Raw genomic sequence first — 20,434 nt, 5'->3', positions numbered from 1 at the left:
TATTTTACTGAGGTTACAGGTTTTTCCCACCCCCGTACCGCCACAGGAAACAAAAAAGTTGCCGCACCGTTTGCCCCGGGCGGCCAGGCAGGGGCCGGTTGCGGCAATCCGCAGCTCTTTGCGGCACTGACGCGAACCAATTTCAGACCACGGCCGCGCACTCCGAAATGCAAGGATGCGAAAACAGCCTGATAATAACCCTTTAGGCCCTATTTCCACCCGGACGGCCACAACGCGCCATGGAACCAATTGCGTTCTGCTTCCTTGCTGCCCAGCCCGCGGCAGGTTAGGCTGATCAGCAGTTGTAACTGCGGCGAACAGTTTCCCTGCGGCCTTCACGGCGGCGGAAAATCCGCCGCAAAGAACAGGAGCAGGGGCCATCCCGCTCATCCGGCCCGCAAAGAAGGCAAACCATGAGCTCAGCAGAAGACGCCACGTCGCAAATCCTGACCACCCATTCCGTTGGCGCCACGGTGCAGGTGGTGATTGACACACTGTTTGCCCGGATCAAGTCTGGCACCTATCCGGTGGACACGCGGCTGCCTTCCGAACGCACCCTGGCCTCCGAACTGGGGGTGGCACGCAATACCGTGCGGGAAGCGCTGGATGTGCTGGCCAGCCAAAACGTGATCCACCGCAGGGCCGGTTCCGGCAGCTTTGTGAAATTCCGATCCGATCCGAAACCGGAAACGTCCTCCTACTCTGCACTGGCCAAGGAGGTGTCGCCGCTCGACCACCTGGTGGTGCGCGGCATTCTGGAGCCGGAGCTGGTGCGCTTGGCAGTGATCAACATGACCCCGCGCCAGATTGAGGAGCTGGACCAGATCCTGTCCCGGGTCGAGGCTGTGCGCACAGATCCCGGCGACTTCATCGAGGCGGAGGAGGATCTCTACCGCAAGATTGCCGAGGGCACCGGCAACCCGCTGCTGCACTCGTGTTACGAGCTGACAATCGAGGCCTGCCGCCTATCCTACCGCACCGCGCTGCGCCGCCGGCACCTGACGCCGCGGCGGATCCAGGAGTATCAAAAGCGCTACAACACGCTGTTCAACGCCATCACCTCACGCGATGTTGAATCGGCGGTCGAGTTCATCAAGCTGCACCTGATCGACGAGCAGAAGCTGTTGCTGCAGGAGGTCTGAACCCGCTCAGCCCTTCACCGCGCGCGAGCTGACTTCACTGCCCGGCGCGCCGCTTTCCAGCCGCTGGTGCCACAGCTGTCCCAGCGCCTCCATCTCCGATTTCAGCAGGCCGGAATGCTCCGCCAGCCAGGCAGGTATGGACCGAAACCCGGCAATCCGCGCCTTACCCTCCTGAATGGTCACGACCGGCCAGTCACCGACCAAGGCATTGGAAATGCCAAATATATCCTCCCCCCACCATTCCGCATGGCCGAATGCATGGGTGACATGGCCCAGCTGTTTCATCGCCGCCAGCACCGACGGCGGTTCAACCGATCCCGCCTTCTCCACCGCGCTGTGCCAGATATCCAGGATCGCCACATACTCCCAGCTCACCGCCGACCAGCTGCCCGGAAAGCGGCGGTTGTACTCCTCATAGAACTCATGCGGGCGGTTAAAGAAAAACGCCTTCTCCCGCAGCATCGGATCATCGAAATCCGGAAACTGGAACACCACCCCTTCCATGAATTCCGGCGACGTCCGCGCCACCAGCTGGCCGTAGCCATCCATGGTGCAGCTGATGATCTGCCCCTTGAACCCCTTGGCGTGGGCATATTCCGTCATCGCATGCACCATCGGCGCATAAGACGAGCACCAGCACAGGATATCGGCGCCGCTTTCCAGCATCGGGTCCACCACCGGCGCCGGGTCGCTGGCGCTGGGATCATATTGCACTTCGCGCAGGATCGCCCGGCCCGCCGCCTTGAACGCCGCCCGGTAGACCGCCTGCGCCGGCAGCCCCAAAAGATCCGACTGGCTGCACAGCGCAACCGTCTTCAGCTCCGGCCGGCTCTCAGCCAGCCAGGCGACGCCGGTCACGTTCTGGATCGGATGCGCTTCGCTCGGCGCAATCAGATAGGGCGTGTCCGGCGACAGGTCGGTCGGCAGCAGCGTCGAGGTCAGCACCTTGTTCTGCATCAGGAAGTCGCGCACCGGCGCAAAGGTATCGCCGCCCAGCATAAGCATCAGCTTGACGTTGTGTTGCTGTACCAATTGAACCGCCCCCTCCAGCGCGCGTTCGGGATCGTAGCCGCAGTCATAGAAATGGATGCGGATCGGGTAGCGGCGGCCGCCGATCAGCACCCCGCCAGCCTTGTTCAGCCCGTCCTCCCAGATCCGGCAACCGTTCAATCCTGGCAGCCCCCAGCTTTCCACCCGGCCCGAAAGCGGGGCGAGAAAGCCGATATTCACTGATTCTCTCATCCCCACGGACAACCGGGGCAGCGCCGCGCGGGCGGTGAGCTGATGTGCAAAACTGGTCGTACTCATGCTCGGAATCCTACCAAGAAAACAACGCGCTTCCAGTCCAATTGCGCACAAGATTATTCCAGATGTGAAAAAATGTTGACTTATGGGCGCAAGTTTGGACCTAATTGGATCAGACCAAATGATCCAAATTACAATATTGGTCCGAACCAATGGGAGAGCCACATGACCCGAAAACGCATTGCCATCATCGGCGCAGGTCCCTCCGGCCTGGCCCAGCTGCGCGCATTCCAATCCGCTGCCAACAAGGGCGAAGAGATCCCGGAAATCGTCTGTTTTGAAAAGCAGGACGACTGGGGCGGCCTGTGGAACTACACCTGGCGCACCGGCCTGGACGAAAACGGCGAACCGGTGCACTGCTCGATGTACCGCTACCTGTGGTCGAACGGCCCCAAGGAAGGCCTGGAGTTTGCCGACTATTCGTTCGAGGAGCATTTCGGCAAGCAGATCGCCTCCTACCCGCCGCGCGCCGTGCTGTTCGACTATATCGAGGGCCGGGTTAAAAAGGCTGACGTGCGCAAGTGGATCCGCTTCAGCTCTCCCATCCGCTGGGTCGAATACAACGAGGACACGGGCAACTTCACCGTCACTGTGCATGACCACGCCAAGGACAGCACTTACAAAGAAGACTTCGACCACGTGATCTGCGCTTCGGGCCACTTCTCGACCCCGAACGTACCCTTCTACCCCGGATTCGACACCTTCAACGGCCGCGTGCTGCACGCCCATGATTTCCGCGATGCTCGCGAATTCGCCGGCAAGGACATCCTGCTGCTTGGCTCATCCTACTCCGCCGAAGACATCGGCTCCCAGTGCTGGAAATACGGCGCCAAGTCGATCACCACCTCCTATCGCTCGGCACCGATGGGCTTCAAATGGCCGGACAACTGGGATGAGGTACCGGCACTGGAATCGGTCTCCGGCAACATTGCAACTTTTGTTGACGGTACCCAAAAGCAGGTCGATGCGATCATCCTCTGCACCGGATACAAGCATTTCTTCAACTTCCTGCCGGACGATTTGCGTCTGAAAACCGCCAACCGCCTGGCCACCGCCGACCTGTACAAGGGCGTGGTCTATGCCCATAACCCCAAGATGTTCTATCTGGGCATGCAGGACCAGTGGTTCACTTTCAACATGTTCGACGCCCAGGCCTGGTGGGTCCGCGACGCGATCATGGGCAAGATCAAGATCCCGGCGGACAAGGACACCCTGCTGGCCGACGTGAAAGAACGCGAAGACCGCGAGGACGCCTCGGACGACGTCAAATACGCGATCAAATACCAGGGCGACTACGTGCTGGAGCTGATCGAGGAAACCGATTACCCAACCTTCGACGTGGGCGGCGCCTGCCAGGCCTTCTATGAATGGAAGGGGCACAAGGCCCAGGACATCATGGCCTTCCGCAATAACTCTTACAAATCGGTCATCACCGGCACCATGGCGCCCGTGCACCACACCCCGTGGAAGGACGCCCTGGACGACTCGCTGGCAGCATATCTGCAGAACTAGGCAGATACGCCTGCGCCGTTTTCCCCTTCCTGTACGGCGCAGGCACCCTTTCGCTGCTGTGCGAATCCCTCTTCGCAAGCTAACATCCACCTCATGCAGCGCGACAAAACCATGACACTCGGCTTTTTGATTTTCCCCGGCTTTCCAATGGCCTGCCTGACCTCAGCCATTGAGCCGCTGCGCGCGGCAAACGAAATTGCCGGCACTGATACTTTCCGGTGGAAACTGATCTCTGAAACCGGCGACAGCGTGAACGCCTCCGCCAATGTGGCATTCCAGCCTGATTGCGCCCTGGACCGGGCTGAGGGCATCGACACCTTGTTCCTGCTGTCCAGCCCGCAGGGCAAATTCGAAGATCCCAAATCTTCCAACGGCAAGCTGCGCCACCTCGCCCGCCACGGCACCAGCATGGGCGCGGTTTCCGGCGGCGTGTTTCCTCTGGCCCGCTCCGGCCTGCTCGACGGGCACAGCTGCTCGGTCCACTGGTGCTACAAGGCGGCCTTCACGTCTGAATTCCCGTCGCTCGCCACCGTCGACGACGTCATTGTGCTGGACCGCCGCCGCTTTACCGCCAGCGGCGCCGCGGCGATGTTCGACCTGTCGCTCAAGCTGATCGAACAGACCCTGGGCGATGCGGTGATGACTGAGGTCGCCTGCTGGTTCCAGCACCCGATGGTCCGGGCCGAGGGCGTGCGCCAGAAGACACCGGCATTCAAGACCGACAGCACTGCCGACAGCCTGCCGCCACCGGTCGCCAAAGCGGTGGAGCTGTTTGCCGATAACCTGGAACACCCGGTGTCGATCCGGGACGCGGCCAGCGAAATCGGCGTCTCGCCGCGCCAGCTGGAGCGCAGCTTCAAGGCCGCCACCGGCCAAAGCCCGGCGATCTACTACCGCACTCTGCGGATGAACGCGGCCCGCCAGCTGGTGATGTACTCGCGCGACTCTATCACCTCGATCGCCAATGCCGTGGGCTACGCCACCTCCTCCACCCTGTCGCAGCATTACCGCGAAAGCTTCGGCGTCACCCCGCAGGAGGAACGCCGCAAGGTGAACCTGTTCCGGGTTCAGGACAACCGGCCAATCCCGTCTGCCTGACGCATTCCGGGCAATTGCGGTGCGTTTTCCCGGACCACAGCCACCGGCAGCTGCTAGTCTCTCCCTATAGATGTACACTATTTTGAGAGGACACGGCGATGCTGACCGCAGTTGCCACATATTTTATCCAACGCGCGGAAAGGCGGATTGGCGTAAGCCTGGATTACGTCCGCCACATCGCGCGGACCAATTTTTCCCTGCTGTCGCGCTACAACAGGATTTTCGGGTTTCTTGATCCCAACCGCAACGTTTCCGCGCCCGCCTACCACGCTGCCCGCCTGCGCGGCGCTTTTGCCGCGGACTGCGGCACCTGCGTTGAGGCGGAGATCAACCTGGCACGAGCCAGCGGCTTGGATGAGAAACTGATCAACGCCATTCTCCGGGCAGATTTCCAGACGCTGCCGCCGGAACTTGCCCCAGTTGTCCAACTGGCCGACGCGGTCACCGCCCGGCGCGAAGACGACCCAGAAGCCCGCAGCGCAGTGGTGGAATTCTACGGTGACGCTGGGTTGATTGAGCTGTCATTCGCCATGAACGGGGCGGCGATGCTGCCCGGCATCAAGCGCGCAATGGGCTATGCGACAGCCTGCGATCTGTCCGTGATGCAGCGCCTCGCGGCAAGCCAATAGAAAAACGCCGCGCTGAACAGGCGCGGCGTTTCCTCTTGTCCGCAATGGTCAGATAACCGACTTCGCCGCCGCAACCAGCGCGTGATGCAGTGACCCGGCAGAAGACCGCGGGCCGATGACCGAGTACCTCTGCCCCGGTTCATGGCAGAGCAGGAACACACCCAAATGCTCTATTGAGGTACGGATGGCATCGCCCGCTTTGCCCGCACGGACATTTGCATTGCACAGCCGTTCCAGCACGTCAAAACAGCGTGCGCCTTCCATGCCGAAACAGCACCAGCCATCGGTCTGCTCCACCACGGAGCCCGCCTCGCCCACCGCCTGCTTCAGCTCACCCGCCAGCAGTTCGTGGCTGTCATGCGGCGCGGAGACCATCCACAAATCCGGCCCCATCCACCAGGCGGCAAAGCCACCGTTTGCAGTCCAGCTTGCTGCCTCAGGCAACGCCCCGCCCAGATAAGACGCAGCCGCGGATTTCACTGCGTCTTCGCCGCCCCGGCGTACCGCCAGCGAGGCCAGCGCCCGGTCGGTCACTTCACGGATCTGGAGGCCCGTGAAGTCATCCGCCCGCGGCTCATGCCCGCCCAGCGGAGAGATGGCTTTCAGACCATGATTATCAAACTTACCCACGGAGACGCTCCCCTTCCGGATCCACAAAATGCGCGCTGACAACCTCGACCTGGGATTCCTTGCCCTCCAGCGGGTTGACCGCGCGGATCACCTCGCCCTTGCGATCGTCGCCGCGCTTCAGGAAGCCGATCCCGATCGAGCATCCCAGCACCGGCGAATAGGCGGCAGAAGTGATATAGCCCTGATCGGTAGCCGCGCTTACCTCGCCATCGGCGTTCATCAGATGCGCCCCGGCCTGCACCGGATCGGCGGCATTCACGGGCTTGAAACCAACCAGCTTCAGCGCATCGTCCTGGTTCATGCCCTCGCGTTCGCTCAGCACGTTGCCGATGCAGTCCTTCTTTTTGCTGACCATCCGGCCCATGCCAAGGTTCAGCGCTGAAGTCGTCCCGTTCAGCTCATTACCGGCTGCATGGCCTTTCTCGATCCGCATCACGCCCAGCGCCTCAGTGCCATAGGGAACCGCGCCGAACTCCTCACCAGCTTCCATCAGCTTGCGGATCATCGCATCGCCATAGCGGGTCGGCACCGCGATCTCATAGGCGAGCTCCCCTGAGAAGGAGATCCGGAACAGCCGCGCCCGGCAGCCGCCCGCGACGGTCACCTCACCGCACCCCATAAAGGGGAAGGCCTCGTTTGAGATGTCGAACTCAGGGTCCACAACTTTTTGCAACAGCTTGCGGGCGTTCGGACCCGCCACCGCGAACTGCGCCCAGGCCTCGGTGGTCGAGATCAGCTGCACATCCATGTCAGGAAACAGGCACTGGCGCGCAAATTCCATGTTGCGGTAGACCAGAACTGCGTTGGCGGTGGTGGTGGTCACCACGAAATGATCCTCGGCAAAGCGCGCCGCGGTGCCGTCGTCATAGGCAATGCCATCCTCGCGCAGCATCAGCCCGTATCGGACCTTACCGACCGGCAGCTTAGCAAAGGCGTTGGCGTACATCTTGTTCAGGAATTCGGCGGCATCCTTGCCCTGCACGTCGATCTTGCCCAGCGTGGTGACGTCGCAGATACCGACAGAGTTGCGGGTCTGCAGCACCTCGCGGTCCACCGACTGGCGCCAGTGGGTTTCGCCTGCCTTGGGGAACCACTGCGCGCGCAGCCACTGACCGACCTCGACAAACACCGCGCCCTGCTCCTCAGCCCATTTGTGGCTGGGGGTCTTGCGGGTGGGGCGGAATTCCTCACCCACCGAACGGCCTGCCATCACCCCGAAAGACACCGGCGTATAGGGCGGACGGAACATGGTGGTGCCGACTTCAGGGATCTGCTTGCCCGCCAGCTCGGCCATGATCGCCAGACCGCCCATGTTGGAGGTCTTGCCCTGATCGGTCGCCATGCCAAGGGTGGTGTAGCGTTTCAGATGCTCGACAGAGCGGAAGTTCTCCTGATGCGCCAGTTTCACGTCCTTGACCGTGACGTCGTTCTGCTGGTCCAGCCAGGCGCGGCCTTTGCCCTCCTTCACATACCAGAAGGGGGTCACGTTGACCGGCGCATCCTCGGCCTCGGGCAGATCTGCGGCTTTCGCCTCGATCCCCAGCTCCGACAGCGCAGCCACGGCCCCCTCGGCACCGGCCCGCAATGCGGCGGCAGTGGAGAAATCGCCATTGGCGGCACCCGCCACCGACATGTTCTGCGGCAGCTCGCCTGCCGGGACAAACGCGGCAATATCCTCGCGCCAGGCCGGGCGGCCGCGCTGGTGGCAGGTCAGGTGCACATTCGGGTTCCAGCCGCCGGAGACCGCCAGCGCGCCGCAGGGCACGTCGCGGGTGGTGCCGTCGGCTAGGCGCACCTGCGCCACTTCCAGCCCCAGCCGGCCCTTGGTGTCGATCACCTGCGCACCAGCAAACAGCTCCGCGCCTTCGACCTTGGGCGCATCGGCGCGGGTGTCGATCACCGCGGCGACCTTCACACCCTTGGCAATCAGGTCCGCCGCGGTGCGGTGGCCGTCGTCGTTGTTTGTAAAGACCGCAACGGTCTGATCCGGCGTCACCGCCCAACGGTTGGCATAGGCGCGCACCGCACCGGCCAGCATCACGCCCGGACGGTCGTTGTTTTCAAACGCGATGGGACGCTCGGTGGCGCCAGCCGCCAGCATCGCCCGCTTGGAATAGATCCGCCACAGGATCTGCCGCGGCTTACCTGCTTCGGGCGCCATCACGTGGTCGGCAGCACGCTCCACCGCACCATAGATACCGTGGTCGAAGGCCCCGATGATGGTCGTGCGCGGCATCACCCGCACGTTCGGCATCGCCGCCAGTTCAGCCTGCACCTGCTCGACCCAAGCAGACCCAGCCAAATCGCCGATACCGAATGTCTCGGAATTCAGGCGGCCGCCCAGCAAGAAGTCTTCATCGGCAATAATTACCTGCGCCCCGGCACGGCCCGCGGTCAGTGCCGCCATCAGGCCGGTGGGGCCAGCCCCGATCACCAAAAGGTCGCAATGCAGAAAGCCCTTGTCATAGGCGTCCGGGTCCGCCTCGAAACTGATGCTGCCCAGGCCCGCCGCCTTGCGGATGATCGGCTCATAAACCTTCTCCCAGAACGCCGCAGGCCACATGAAGGTCTTGTAGTAAAAACCGGCGGTCAGGAAGTTTGAGAACCGGTCGTTCACCGCCATGAAGTCATGCTTCAGCGACGGCCAGCGGTTCTGCGAGTTCGCCTCCAGCCCCTCAAACAGCTCCGCCGTGGTGGCGCGGGTGTTGGGCTCCTGCCGCCCGCCGCTGCGCAGCTCAACCAGCGCGTTCGGCTCTTCCGAGCCGGAGGTCAGCACGCCCCGCGGACGGTGGTATTTGAAAGAACGGCCCATCAGCCGCACGCCGTTCGCCAACAGGGCCGAGGCCAGCGTGTCGCCCTCAAACCCCTTGTAACGCTTGCCATCAAAGGTGAAGCTCAGCGCCTTGCTGCCTTTGATCAGCCCGCCATCCAGGCGGTTGACCTGCACACCCTTGCGGGCACCTGTACTGCCATCAGCCTGAAAGGCCACGCGGCCGGCATTCATCACTGCGTCAGTCATTTGCTGCGCCCCCTTGCCCGGGCCACATCACGGGCCAGTTCGACATTCAGGATTTCATGGGTCACGGTGTTGCGGGTCACCACCAGCCAGGACCGGTCGCCCTGCTCATGGAACCACAGCTCGCGGTGCTCGCCCGCCGGGTTGTCGCGCAGGTACAGGTAATCGTGGAACTGATCCGCCGCATCATCGGCCTGCCAGTCCGGCCGGTCGATCAGGCTGGCGTCCCCCAGATAGGTGAACTCCTGGCTGTCCCGGACCCCAAGGATCGGATGGTTGATAATCATCTGCTGTCCTTCCTCAGTGCAGGTTCGGCTGGGCGCCCTGGCCCTTTTCGTCGATCATGCAGCCGCGGCGGAACCGGTCGAGCCGGTAGGCCGTTGCCACCTTGTGCGGGGTATCAGTCGCCAGCAGATGCGCATAACACCAGCCCGACGCAGGGGTCGCCTTGAACCCGCCGTAGCACCAGCCGCCGTTGAAATAGAGGCCATCGATATGGGTCTTGTCGATGAAGGGAGAGCCGTCCATCGACATGTCCATGATGCCGCCCCAGCTGCGCAGCATCCGCACCCGGCCAAGCGCCGGGATCAGCGCCATGCCGCCTTCCATCACGTCCTCGACCACCGGCAAATTGCCGCGCTGCGCATAGGAGTTGTACATGTCCAAGTCGCCGCCAAAGACCAGCCCGCCCTTGTCCGACTGGCTGCAATAGAAGTGGCCCGCACCAAAGGTGATCACCCCGTCCAGCACCGGCTTCAGACCCTCGGACACAAAGGCCTGCAGCACATGGCTTTCGATTGGCAGGCGCATGCCTGCCTTCTCCATCACCCGGCTGGAAGAACCAGCAACGCAGCTCGCCACCTTGTTGGCGCCAATGAACCCCTTGCTGGTCTCCACACCCAGGCATTTGCCGTTCTCGATCTTGAAGCCGGTGACTTCGCAGTTCTGGATAATGTCCACCCCGCGCAGGTCTGCCCCGCGGGCATAGCCCCAGGCCACCGCGTCGTGGCGCACGGTGCCGCCGCGGCGGTGCAAGAGCCCGCCCTTGATCGGGAAGCGCGCGTTGTTAAAATTCAGGAACGGATACATCGCCCGCACACCCTCGGTGTCCAGCAGCTCCGCGTCCGACCCGTTCAGAATCATGGCATTGCCCCGCCGCCGCGCCGCGTCGCGCTGCGCATCGGTATGCACCAGGTTCAGAATGCCGCGCTGGCTGACCATGGCATTGTAGTTGAAGTCCTGCTCCAGCCCTTCCCACAGTTTCAGCGACAGCTCATAAAACGGCTCGTTGCCGTCCAGCAGATAGTTGGAGCGGATGATGGTGGTGTTGCGGCCCACATTGCCGCCGCCGATCCAGCCCTTCTCGATCACCGCGACATTGGTTAGCCCATGGTTCTTGGCCAGGTAATAGGCCGTCGCCAGCCCGTGCCCGCCGCCGCCGATGATCACCACATCGTAGCTTTTCTTGGGTTCCGGATCGCGCCAGGTGGGGCGCCATCCCTTGTGGCCCGTCAGGGCCTCCTTGATCACTTTCAGGCCGGAGTACCGCATGATGTCCTCATCAACTGTCCCCGGCAGATTGAGTGAGAAATGCGTCACATCACAGGGGGATTTCGGACATCAGCAGCGCCGTTTGCGTCACAGGCGGGAAATCACCAATGCAGGCACAGCATGGATCGATACAACTCCACGGACAAATCTTCAGTTCAAATAATTGATATCAATACGAAAGATTGAATCCACCTGAGCTTCCTGCCAAATTTCATCGTCAGTCCGGTTTGCGTCACACACCCCGCCATCCGCGCCATATGCGGCACCAGCGACTCACTCTGCAAGGTCGGTCTGATCCAGTTCGTTCAGCAGGTCCAACAGCGCCTCATAACGTCCCGCCCCCATCCTCCGGCGGGTGCGCTCCATCAGCTCAAGGCTGGCCTCCAGGTTGTCAGCGATGACCTTTTCCCCAGCCGGGGATATCCGCACCACCTGACGGCGGCGGTCTTCCTGGTCGCGCTCCCTGCTGATCAGCTGCTTCTCTTCCAGCTTCTGCAGGATGCGTGTCAGGCTGGGCAGCAGCAGGCAGGCCTTATCCGCAATCTGCGTCGGATCGATCGGCCCGCCCTCCTGCACCACCCGCAGAACGCGCCATTGCTGCTCTGTCAGCCCCGCGCCGCTCAGCAGCGCCCGGATCGGCCCCATCACGCGCTCCCGCGCCCTGAGAAGGGCAATCGGCAGCGAACGGTCGGTGGAGGGCATCATCCGGGTCATACCCGATTATCACCCCGCTTCCCGCTAAACGCAATTGCCGCTTGGGTTTCTTCTGCTTGACTCATCGCTGCATATTTTGCTACACATGTTAAGTAATTCGGGAAAGGCACCGCACATGCCGCACATCACGCTGGACTACTCGGCCAACATGGAGGCGCGCACCGATATCGCTGCCCTGTGCCGCCATCTGCGGCAGGCCGCAGCGGAGACCGGCGTGTTCCCCCTGGCAGGCATACGGGTGCGTGCCTTTGCAGCCGATCACGTCGCCATTGCCGACGGCGATCCGCAGCACGGCTATATCGACATCTCCATCCGGCTGCGGGCCGGCCGCGATCTGGACACCCGCAAACGCGCCGCCCAAACGGTGTTCGAAGCGGCAAAATCCTTCCTTGAGCCAGCCATGCAGCTGCACTCCACCGCCCTGTCGCTGGAAATGCGCGACATCGACCCGGAGCTTTCCCCGAAATGCGGCAACATCCGCGACCACATGCAAAAGGCGGACCCGTGATGAGCGACCTGACCACCAATATCGAAACGCTGAACAGCCACCTGACCCGTTTCCGCGACACCGGCATTTTGAACCTGATCGGCGGCGAAAGCCGCCCCGCCGCCTCCGGCGCCACGTTCGAAACCTCGTCGCCAGTGGATGAAAGCGTGATCTGCTCCGTCGCCAAGGGTGGTGCTGACGACATCGACGCCGCCGCCCAGGCGGCCAAGTCCGCCTTCCCCGCCTGGCGCGACATGCCGGCGCTGGAGCGCAAGAAAATCCTGCACCGCATCGCCGATTTAATTGTAGAGCGCGCCGAGGAAATTGCGCTTTGCGAATGCTGGGACACCGGCCAGGCCCTGCGTTTCATGTCCAAGGCAGCACTGCGGGGCGCCGAAAACTTCCGCTTCTTCGCGGACAAGGCCGCCGCCGCCCGCGACGGCCAGCAGCTGCAGTCGCCGACCCTGATGAACGTGACCACCCGGGTGCCGATCGGCCCGGTTGGCGTCATCACCCCGTGGAACACGCCCTTCATGCTGTCCACCTGGAAAATCGCACCTGCACTGGCGGCCGGCTGCACCGTGGTCCACAAACCCGCCGAATTCTCCCCCCTCACCGCCCGCATACTTGCCGAAATCGCACATGAGGCCGGCCTCCCGGCCGGTGTCTGGAACCTGGTCAACGGCATGGGCGAGGACGCAGGGCGCGCGCTCACTAAACATCCCGACATCAAGGCCATCGCCTTTGTCGGCGAGTCGAAGACCGGCTCGATGATCATGAAACAGGGCGCCGATACCCTGAAGCGCGTGCATTTCGAGCTGGGCGGCAAAAACCCGGTGGTGGTTTTCGACGACGCCAACCTCGACCGCGCGCTCGATGCCGCGATCTTCATGATCTATTCCCTCAATGGCGAGCGCTGCACCTCCTCCTCGCGCCTGCTGGTGCAGGAGAGCATCGCGGAGGAGTTCGAGGCCAAGCTGACCGCGCGCGTGAACAACATCCGCGTCGGCCACCCGCTGGACCTCGCCACCGAGGTCGGCCCGCTGATCCACAAGGTGCATTTCGATAAGGTGACCTCCTATTTCGAGACCGCCAGACAGGACGGCGCCACTATCGCCGCCGGCGGCACCCGCGCAGGCGACAAGGGCTGGTTTGTCCGCCCGACGCTGTTCACCAACGCGGCCAACCACATGACCATCGCGCAGGAGGAAATCTTCGGCCCGGTCCTCACCGCGATCCGTTTCAAGGACGAGGATGAGGCTCTAACATTGGCCAATGACACCCAATACGGCCTCACCGGTTATGTCTGGACCAATGACCTCACCCGCGCCCTGCGCTTCACAGACGCGCTGGAGGCCGGGATGATCTGGGTGAACTCGGAAAACGTCCGCCACCTCCCCACCCCCTTTGGCGGGGTCAAATCCAGCGGCATCGGCCGCGACGGCGGCGACTGGTCCTTCGACTTCTACATGGAACAGAAACACATCGGCTTTGCCCTGGGCCACCACAAAATCCCGCGCCTCGGCGCCTGATCCCGACCCATTCTGGAAACGCGCGCCTTTCGGAGGAATGACCATGCCCGTACCGGCTCCCAACCTGTATCCGCCCTTCAACATCGTGCGGCTCTCCCATGTGGAATACGCTGTCACAGATCTCGCCGCCTCCCGCGCCTTCTACGTGGACACGCTCGGCCTGCAGGTCACGCATGAGGACGCCGAACGCATTTACTTGCGCGCGATGGAGGAACGCGGCCATCACTGCATCGTGCTGGTTCAGGCGGATACCGCCTCCGTGGGCGTTCTGGGCTTCAAGCTTTATGACGAGCCGGATCTGGACAAGGCGGCGGAGTTTTTCGCCTCCAAGGATCTGCCGGTGGAATGGGTAGACCGTCCCCACATGGGCCGCACCTTGCGCACCCGCGACCCCTGGGGCATCCCGTTGGAGTTCTATGTCAAGATGGACCGGCTGGAGCCGATCCATCAGAAATACAGGCTCTATAACGGGGTAAAGCCGCTCCGCATCGACCATTTCAACATGTTCAGTGCGGATGTGGATGCCTCGGTCGCCTTCTACAATGAGATGGGTTTCCGCGTCACCGAATTCACCGAAGATGACGAGAGCGGCAAGGTCTGGGCCGCCTGGATGCACCGCAAGGGCGGCGTGCATGACGTGGCCTTCACCAACGGGCTTGGCCCGCGCCTGCACCACACCGCCTTCTGGGTACCGAACCCCTTGAATATCATCGACCTCTTGGACCTGATGTCGACCACCGGCTATGTCGATAACATCGAACGCGGCCCCGGCCGCCACGGCATCTCCAATGCCTTCTTTCTCTATGTGCGCGACCCCGACGGCCACCGGATCGAGATCTATTGCTCCGATTACCAGACCGTCGACCCGGATCTGGAGCCGATCAAATGGTCGCTCACCGATCCCCAGCGCCAGACCCTCTGGGGCGCCCCGGCGCCGCGCAGCTGGTTTGAGGAAGGCTCCGAGTTTGAAGGCACCACTCCGAAGCCCAGCGCCTTGAATGCCCAGCCGATTATTGCACCCTGATAAAAAGGATCGCGCCCTGCCCTTAGCCAGGCGCGATCTTAAAAGAACAAGGTAAGAAGAATGAAATGGGATGAATTCTCCGAATGGGGCCGCCGGGTCGCGGATTGGACGCAGGATTACCACCTCACTGTCGGCGACCGCCCGGTGCGGGCCCGAACCGAGCCCGGCCAAGTGCTGAACGCCCTGCCCCAAACCCCGCCTGAGGGTGGCGAGGGTATGGAGGCAATCTTCCGCGACTTCGAGGACATCGTGATGCCCGGCATCACCCATTGGCAGCACCCCCGCTTCTTTGCCTATTTCACCTCCAACGCCGCCGCGCCTTCGGTACTGGCCGAATTCCTCGCCTCCGCCATCGCGCCGCAATGCATGCTGTGGCAGACCTCTCCGGCAGCGACCGAAATGGAAACCCGGATGATGGGCTGGCTGCGCCAAGCGCTGGACCTGCCGGAACAGTTCAGGGGCGTCATTCAGGACTCCGCCTCTTCCGCCACTCTTGCCGCCGTCCTGACCATGCGGGAAAAAGCGCTGAACTGGCAGGGAAACCAGCAGGGTCTGTTCGGGCAAAAAGCGCTGCGCATCTACTGCTCGTCGGAGGTCCACACCTCCATCGACCGCGCCATCTGGGTCGCCGGCATAGGCCAGCAGAACCTGATCCGCATCCCCATCAAGGGCGGCTGGCGCGGCATGGACCCGGACGCGCTGGAGGCCGCCATCCAGGCCGACCTCGCCGCAGGGCACCAGCCCGCCGGCGTCATCCTTTGCGTCGGCGGCACCGGCGTGGGCGCCACCGACCCGGTGGATCAGGTGCTCGACGTGGCCGAGAAGTACGGCCTCTACACCCATGTCGACGCCGCCTGGGCCGGCTCCGCCATGATCTGCCCGGAATACCGCCACTATTGGCCCGGCGTCGAACGCGCCGACAGCATTGTCTTCAACCCGCATAAATGGCTGGGGGTGCAATTCGACTGCTCCGCCCATTTCCTGAAGAACCCGGATGACCTGGTGCAGACCCTCGCGATCAGCCCGGAATACCTCAAGACCCACGGCCACGACGGCATCATCAACTATTCCGAATGGTCGGTGCCGCTGGGCCGCCGCTTCCGCGCTCTCAAGATCTGGTTCCTCATCCGCACCTACGGGCTTGAGGGCCTGCGCCAGCGCCTGCGCAACCACATCAACTGGTCCAACCAGTTGCACGAAAAACTCAAGTTAGAGCCGGATTTTCAGATCACCACCCCGCCAATGTGGTCGCTCTGGTCCTTCCGCTATTCGCCTGAAGGCGCAGCAGACCTCGACGAACTGAACCTCGCATTGGTCAATGCCATCAACGACGACGGCCGCATCTACCTGACCCAGACCCGCCTCGACGGTCAGCTGGTGATCCGCTTCCAGGCGGGCCAGTTTGAGACCACCGAAGCAGACGTGATGATGGCCTTCGATGTTATCACCGAAATCGCAAGGAGCCTGCAGTGACGCGCTTTGCCACCTACTCCGCCAATGGAGAGACTTTCTATGGCGCGGTGACAGATACCGGCATGATCGCCCTGTCGCCGCAGTTCCCCGAGTGGCCCACCCTGCGTGAGGTGATCGCCGCCCAAGGCCTGCCCGAACTGGCAAAGGCCGCCGAAGGCAAACCCGCCACCCACACGGATTTCACCTATGACATCCCCATCCCCAACCCGGAAAAGATCATCTGCGTTGGCGTCAACTTCCCGGACCGCAACGCGGAATACAAGGACGGCTCATCCCAGCCCAAGCACATGTCCCTGTTCCCCCGCTTCCCGCGCTCCTTCACCGGGGCGGAACGCCCGCTAATCCGCCCGCCGGAAAACCACACCCTGGATTATGAGGGCGAGGTCGCCGTGGTGATCGGCAGACCCGGCCGCCGCATCAACCCGGAAGACGCCTATGATCACATCGCAGCGCTGACGCTGGCAAACGAGGGCACCATCCGCGACTGGGTCCGCCATGCCAAGTTCAACGTCACGCAAGGCAAAAACTGGGACAATTCCGGCGCCATCGGCCCCTGGCTGGTGCCCTTCACCGATGCCGCCCAGCTGGATGAGGCCCGCATTATCACCCGCGTGAACGGAGAGGTCCGCCAGGATGACATCCTCAGCCGGATGATGTTCCCGATCCGCGAGGAGATCGCCTATATCTCCACTTTCACCACGCTGCAGCCCGGCGACGTGATCATCACCGGCACCCCCACCGGCGCAGGCGCCCGCTTCGACCCGCCGAAATACCTAGTGCCCGGCGACGTGGTCGAGGTTGAGGTCGAGGGCATCGGAACCTTGCGCAACACTGTCGCGGATGAGTTCGGCGAGGCCGAAACATGACCCCCGAGCAGCATCAGGAAGCCGCCAAAGCCCTGCTAAAGGCCGAGCAAACCGGCCAGCAATGCGGCCTGCTTTCGCTCGCCTATCCCGGCATGACGCTGGACGATGCTTATGCTGTGCAACAGGCTCTAATACGGCAAAAACTGGCCTTCGGCCGCAAAAAAATCGGCTGGAAAATCGGCCTCACCAGCCGTGCCATGCAGCAGGCGCTGAACATCACAACGCCCGACAGCGGCGTGCTCCTGGACGATATGGCGTTCCAGAACGGCGCCACCGTCCCCGCTGGCCGCTTCATCCAGCCGCGGGTGGAGGCGGAGATCGCCTTCGTCATGAAATCCCCCCTCGCAGGCGCCAATTGCACCCGCGAAGACGTGCTGGCCGCAACAGACTATGTGGCGCCCTCGCTGGAGATCCTCGACACCCGCATCCTGCGCGCGGACCCGGCAACCGGCCAGGCCCGCATCATCACCGACACCATCAGCGACAACGCCGCCAATGCAGGCGTGGTGCTGGGGGCGGAGCGCCACGCAGTGGACGGCCACGACCTGCGCTGGGTTGGTGCCATCGCCGCCCGCAACGGCACGGTCGAGGAAACCGGCCTTGGCGCCGGCGTTCTGAATGATCCCGTCACCTCGGTCTTATGGCTGGCGCGGCGGATGGCGGAATATGGACAACAGATCGAGGCCGGGGATATCGTGCTGTCAGGCTCTTTCATCCGCCCCATAGAATGCCCGCCGGGTACGGAATTCACCGCTGATTTCGGCCCCTTCGGCTCCGTATCCATCAACTTCGCCTGACAGGAGGCCCCGCCCATGCCCGCGCCCAAGAACACCTTCAAACAGGCTCTATCACAGGGCAAACGCCAGATCGGCTGCTGGATGAGCTTTGCCGACGGCCAGATCGCCGAGATCATGGGCACCTGCGGCTTTGACTGGCTGGTGATCGACGGCGAGCATGCGCCCAACGACATCCGCTCGATACGCGACCAGCTGATGGCGCTGGCAGCCTCCCCCAGCCACCCGGTGGTGCGGGTGCCGGTGGGGGAGACCTGGATGATCAAGCAGGTTCTGGATACCGGTGCGCAGACGGTGCTGGTGCCGATTGTCGAAAGCGCCGATCAGGCCCGCGAACTGGTCCGCGCCTGCCACTACCCGCCCAAGGGCGTGCGGGGCGTCGGCGCCACGGCAGCCCGTGCCACCATGTTCGGCACTGTCAGCGAGTACATCCAGACCGCCGACCAGGAGGTCTGCCTGCTGGTCCAGGTGGAAAACCGCGCCGGGATGGAAGCGCTCGATGAGATCCTGAAGGTCGAAGGCATCGACGGCGTCTTCATCGGCCCGGCGGATCTGTCCACCGACATGGGCCACCAGGGCAACTCCGCCCATCCGGAGGTGCGCGCGGCAATTGCCGATGCCATCACCCGCATCAAGGCCGTGGGCCTCGCCCCCGGCATCCTCGGCACCACCGATGAGGCTACTCAGGCCTATGCGGACATGGGCGCGCAGTTCCTGGCGGTTGGCATCGACGTCATGGTGCTGGCCCGCAACGCCCGTGATTTAGCGGCCAAGTGGAAGGCAGACTAACCACCTGCCGTAAATCGCAAAGGAAGCTCTCCCGCGCCTGCCCGCTGCGCAGGCAAAGCCAGAGCAACGGCGGCAGCCTTGGGCGTGGCACCGCGCGATGCGCGGTGCCACGCCCAACGGGAGGAAGGTATTTTCAATGCCTGACGACGGGCGGGAGCCTCCCGCCTGCTGCCTGACACCAAGCCCGCGTCAACGCAGAACCATGCCCTCGGGCCAGCTGAGCGTTGTCTCCAGTTGAATGGTCTCGCTCTCTCCTGCCGCCAGCTCCAGATCCCAGGCCAGAATGCCGCGCTGCTTCTCCACGTTTTCCTCCGCGGGGCGCGGCTTCGCACTCCAGCTGATCTCCAGATCGTCCTGCTGCGAATAGGGCACTTGATCCAGCACCCTCACCGCCCAGTCCTGCGCTGTCAGGTTCTCCACCGTGATCTCCACCTTCTGCACCTGCGCGTTGCTGCGCGAAATCAGCCCCTGCTCGCCTTCGCTCTGCCCCAGCACATCGCGGCGCAGCTGCAGCCCTTCGATGGGGCCGAACCCGGCCTCCATCTCCGCCCCCGGCGCCAGCCCGGCGAAAGGCTCCACCGTCACCAGCTTGCCATCGACGAACCGCGGCACCTCTGCCGAGGCCAGCAGCTGTTCGCCAAAGCTGTTGGTAAAGCTGGCCACGCGAAAAGCCGTCTCGTCCCGCGACGGCACCGCCACCGCCTGCACCTTCGCATCGGCAGTCAAACTGTCCATCTCCAGCCGTAGCAGATCCGCGCCGGAGGCAATCGACACCGGCACGCCGAACCTATAGGTCGCCGCCGCGCCGCCCAGATCAGCGCCCCAGCCGCCGCGCGCCTCGTCCTCAAAAACCGGCGCTGCCGCGGGCTCTGCCATAGCGGACATCTCCGCCACTTCCAGCCCCGTGGACTTTAACGCCCTCGGCGGCTGCGGCTTCTCGATCCGGCGCAGCCAGGGGGGCAGCACCGACGGGCTGCCCTGCTCACCCGGCACCGCAGTTGACAGGGTCAGCGCGACATCCTGCCAATTCTCGCCAGTGTCCTGTGCCAGCATGACTGCGCGTTTCAGAATCACCTGTTCCTCAGTCACGGTGCTGAGGTGCATCTCATAGGACGGCTGCCAGCCGATGCTGCCCTCACCCGCAGTGTAGTAGCTCACCTTGATGGCGCCCTCGCCCGCCTGCTCCGCTTCAATATCGACCGCGATATACAGCCGGTCGTTATCTTCCAGCGTGACTGCCGCCAGCGCAGCCTGCGCCTGTGCCAGCTCTTCTTGCAGATCCTCCAGCTGCAGCTCGATCCGGCGCGCCTCAGCCTCTGCCGCTACCGCCGCCTGGCTGGCACCCGCGGCCTCTGCGGAGATCATCCGGGCAATTTCGCTCAGCGCGGCCGCATCCGCCTCTGCCAGCCCCTCGTTTGCTCCGAGCTGCTGCAGGAAACCAATCGAGGCCTCGGCCGCCCGCACCCCGGCCCGCGCGCGTGCGGCGTCGTCCCTCACCGCGGCGATCCGCGCCTCAACCTCGCGCACACGCGCCTTCGCGGCCTCCGCATCCGGGTCATCCGCATCGCGCGGCGGCACGTAATCCGCGCGCAGCAGGGTGGCAACACGGCGGGCGCCGGCAAGCTCCACCTGCAGGGTGTCCAGCAGGGCGGATTTCGGCACGTTTTGCAGGATCAGCCGGTGCCGGCCTTCCGGAAGCGGCAGCGCGGCGCTGCGGGTGACTTCCGCCAGTCCCGGATACAGCGTCACCTCCGACACCACGCTCCTGACGGGGATCGTGTCCGCCCCGGCGGCAGACACGGCAAAAGAGGATAAGGCAAAGGCCATCAAGGGAAATCGCATTGGCATCTCTCGAACAAAAATCCGCGGGGC

General features: G+C 63.3%; 18 protein-coding genes. 11 read left to right on the top strand and 7 right to left on the bottom strand.

Annotated elements, in window-relative coordinates:
- Positions 1-413: 413 nt before the first annotated feature.
- Complete coding sequence (locus tag AC5STB_RS07960; protein ID WP_495442413.1) at positions 414-1,142, top strand: FadR/GntR family transcriptional regulator; 729 nt, start codon at positions 414-416, stop codon at positions 1,140-1,142.
- A 6-nt stretch (positions 1,143-1,148) separates the two neighbouring features.
- Here AC5STB_RS07960 and AC5STB_RS07955 read toward each other — a convergent pair whose 3' ends face one another.
- On the bottom strand, positions 1,149-2,450 hold the full coding sequence (locus AC5STB_RS07955) for an ABC transporter substrate-binding protein (RefSeq protein ID WP_495442412.1): 1,302 nt from the start codon (positions 2,448-2,450) through the stop codon (positions 1,149-1,151).
- A gap of 162 nt (positions 2,451-2,612) precedes the next feature.
- Here AC5STB_RS07955 and AC5STB_RS07950 point away from each other — a divergent pair, with 162 nt between their 5' ends.
- The 3 genes from AC5STB_RS07950 (at position 2,613) to AC5STB_RS07940 (ending at position 5,686) form a co-directional block, all read left to right on the top strand.
- Positions 2,613-3,959, top strand: a complete 1,347-nt coding sequence (locus tag AC5STB_RS07950; protein WP_495442411.1) for a trimethylamine monooxygenase — start codon at positions 2,613-2,615, stop codon at positions 3,957-3,959.
- 93 nt (positions 3,960-4,052) lie between these two features.
- Positions 4,053-5,057: a GlxA family transcriptional regulator gene (locus tag AC5STB_RS07945; protein ID WP_495442410.1), complete on the top strand. Its 1,005-nt coding sequence runs from the start codon at positions 4,053-4,055 to the stop codon at positions 5,055-5,057.
- Positions 5,058-5,155: 98 nt separating this feature from the next.
- A complete protein-coding gene (locus AC5STB_RS07940) occupies positions 5,156-5,686 on the top strand; it encodes a carboxymuconolactone decarboxylase family protein (RefSeq protein ID WP_495442409.1) in 531 nt (176 codons plus the stop codon).
- Between the two features lie 48 nt (positions 5,687-5,734).
- Here AC5STB_RS07940 and AC5STB_RS07935 read toward each other — a convergent pair whose 3' ends face one another.
- From AC5STB_RS07935 to hpaR, 5 genes are all read right to left on the bottom strand, one after another.
- Positions 5,735-6,316, bottom strand: coding sequence for a sarcosine oxidase subunit gamma (locus AC5STB_RS07935; protein WP_495442408.1), 582 nt, complete (start codon positions 6,314-6,316; stop codon positions 5,735-5,737).
- Positions 6,309-9,320 (bottom strand): sarcosine oxidase subunit alpha family protein, encoded by a 3,012-nt coding sequence (locus AC5STB_RS07930; protein WP_495444581.1) that lies wholly within the window; start codon positions 9,318-9,320, stop codon positions 6,309-6,311. The genes AC5STB_RS07935 and AC5STB_RS07930 overlap by 8 nt, the downstream gene beginning before the upstream one ends.
- A gap of 11 nt (positions 9,321-9,331) precedes the next feature.
- A complete protein-coding gene (locus AC5STB_RS07925) occupies positions 9,332-9,619 on the bottom strand; it encodes a sarcosine oxidase subunit delta (RefSeq protein ID WP_495442407.1) in 288 nt (95 codons plus the stop codon).
- A 13-nt stretch (positions 9,620-9,632) separates the two neighbouring features.
- A complete protein-coding gene (locus AC5STB_RS07920; RefSeq protein ID WP_495442406.1) occupies positions 9,633-10,883 on the bottom strand; it encodes a sarcosine oxidase subunit beta family protein in 1,251 nt (416 codons plus the stop codon).
- Positions 10,884-11,156: 273 nt separating this feature from the next.
- A complete protein-coding gene (gene hpaR, locus AC5STB_RS07915; RefSeq protein ID WP_495442405.1) occupies positions 11,157-11,597 on the bottom strand; it encodes a homoprotocatechuate degradation operon regulator HpaR in 441 nt (146 codons plus the stop codon).
- Between the two features lie 115 nt (positions 11,598-11,712).
- On the opposite strand from hpaR, the gene AC5STB_RS07910 reads away from it, so the two are divergent.
- From AC5STB_RS07910 to AC5STB_RS07880, 7 genes are read left to right on the top strand one after another with little or no spacing between them, the layout of a single operon-like run.
- A complete protein-coding gene (locus AC5STB_RS07910) occupies positions 11,713-12,105 on the top strand; it encodes a 5-carboxymethyl-2-hydroxymuconate Delta-isomerase (protein WP_495442404.1) in 393 nt (130 codons plus the stop codon).
- Positions 12,105-13,616: a 5-carboxymethyl-2-hydroxymuconate semialdehyde dehydrogenase gene (hpaE, locus tag AC5STB_RS07905; protein WP_495442403.1), complete on the top strand. Its 1,512-nt coding sequence runs from the start codon at positions 12,105-12,107 to the stop codon at positions 13,614-13,616. Before AC5STB_RS07910 ends, hpaE begins: the two co-directional genes overlap by 1 nt.
- A gap of 43 nt (positions 13,617-13,659) precedes the next feature.
- On the top strand, positions 13,660-14,640 hold the full coding sequence (gene hpaD, locus AC5STB_RS07900; protein ID WP_495444580.1) for a 3,4-dihydroxyphenylacetate 2,3-dioxygenase: 981 nt from the start codon (positions 13,660-13,662) through the stop codon (positions 14,638-14,640).
- A gap of 60 nt (positions 14,641-14,700) precedes the next feature.
- Positions 14,701-16,113, top strand: a complete 1,413-nt coding sequence (locus tag AC5STB_RS07895) for a pyridoxal phosphate-dependent decarboxylase family protein (protein ID WP_495442402.1) — start codon at positions 14,701-14,703, stop codon at positions 16,111-16,113.
- Positions 16,110-16,979 (top strand): fumarylacetoacetate hydrolase family protein, encoded by an 870-nt coding sequence (locus AC5STB_RS07890; RefSeq protein ID WP_495442401.1) that lies wholly within the window; start codon positions 16,110-16,112, stop codon positions 16,977-16,979. Before AC5STB_RS07895 ends, AC5STB_RS07890 begins: the two co-directional genes overlap by 4 nt.
- Complete coding sequence (gene hpaH, locus AC5STB_RS07885; protein ID WP_495442400.1) at positions 16,976-17,776, top strand: 2-oxo-hept-4-ene-1,7-dioate hydratase; 801 nt, start codon at positions 16,976-16,978, stop codon at positions 17,774-17,776. Before AC5STB_RS07890 ends, hpaH begins: the two co-directional genes overlap by 4 nt.
- Positions 17,777-17,791: 15 nt before the next feature.
- A complete protein-coding gene (locus tag AC5STB_RS07880; RefSeq protein ID WP_495442399.1) occupies positions 17,792-18,562 on the top strand; it encodes an aldolase/citrate lyase family protein in 771 nt (256 codons plus the stop codon).
- A gap of 189 nt (positions 18,563-18,751) precedes the next feature.
- Here the strand turns inward: AC5STB_RS07880 and AC5STB_RS07875 are convergent, their stop codons facing one another.
- On the bottom strand, positions 18,752-20,404 hold the full coding sequence (locus tag AC5STB_RS07875) for a DUF4139 domain-containing protein (RefSeq protein WP_495442398.1): 1,653 nt from the start codon (positions 20,402-20,404) through the stop codon (positions 18,752-18,754).
- Positions 20,405-20,434 lie beyond the last annotated feature (30 nt).

This window comes from Leisingera sp. CC-HEC093, assembly GCF_059429195.1.
This window is presented reverse-complemented; position numbering and strand designations above follow the sequence as displayed.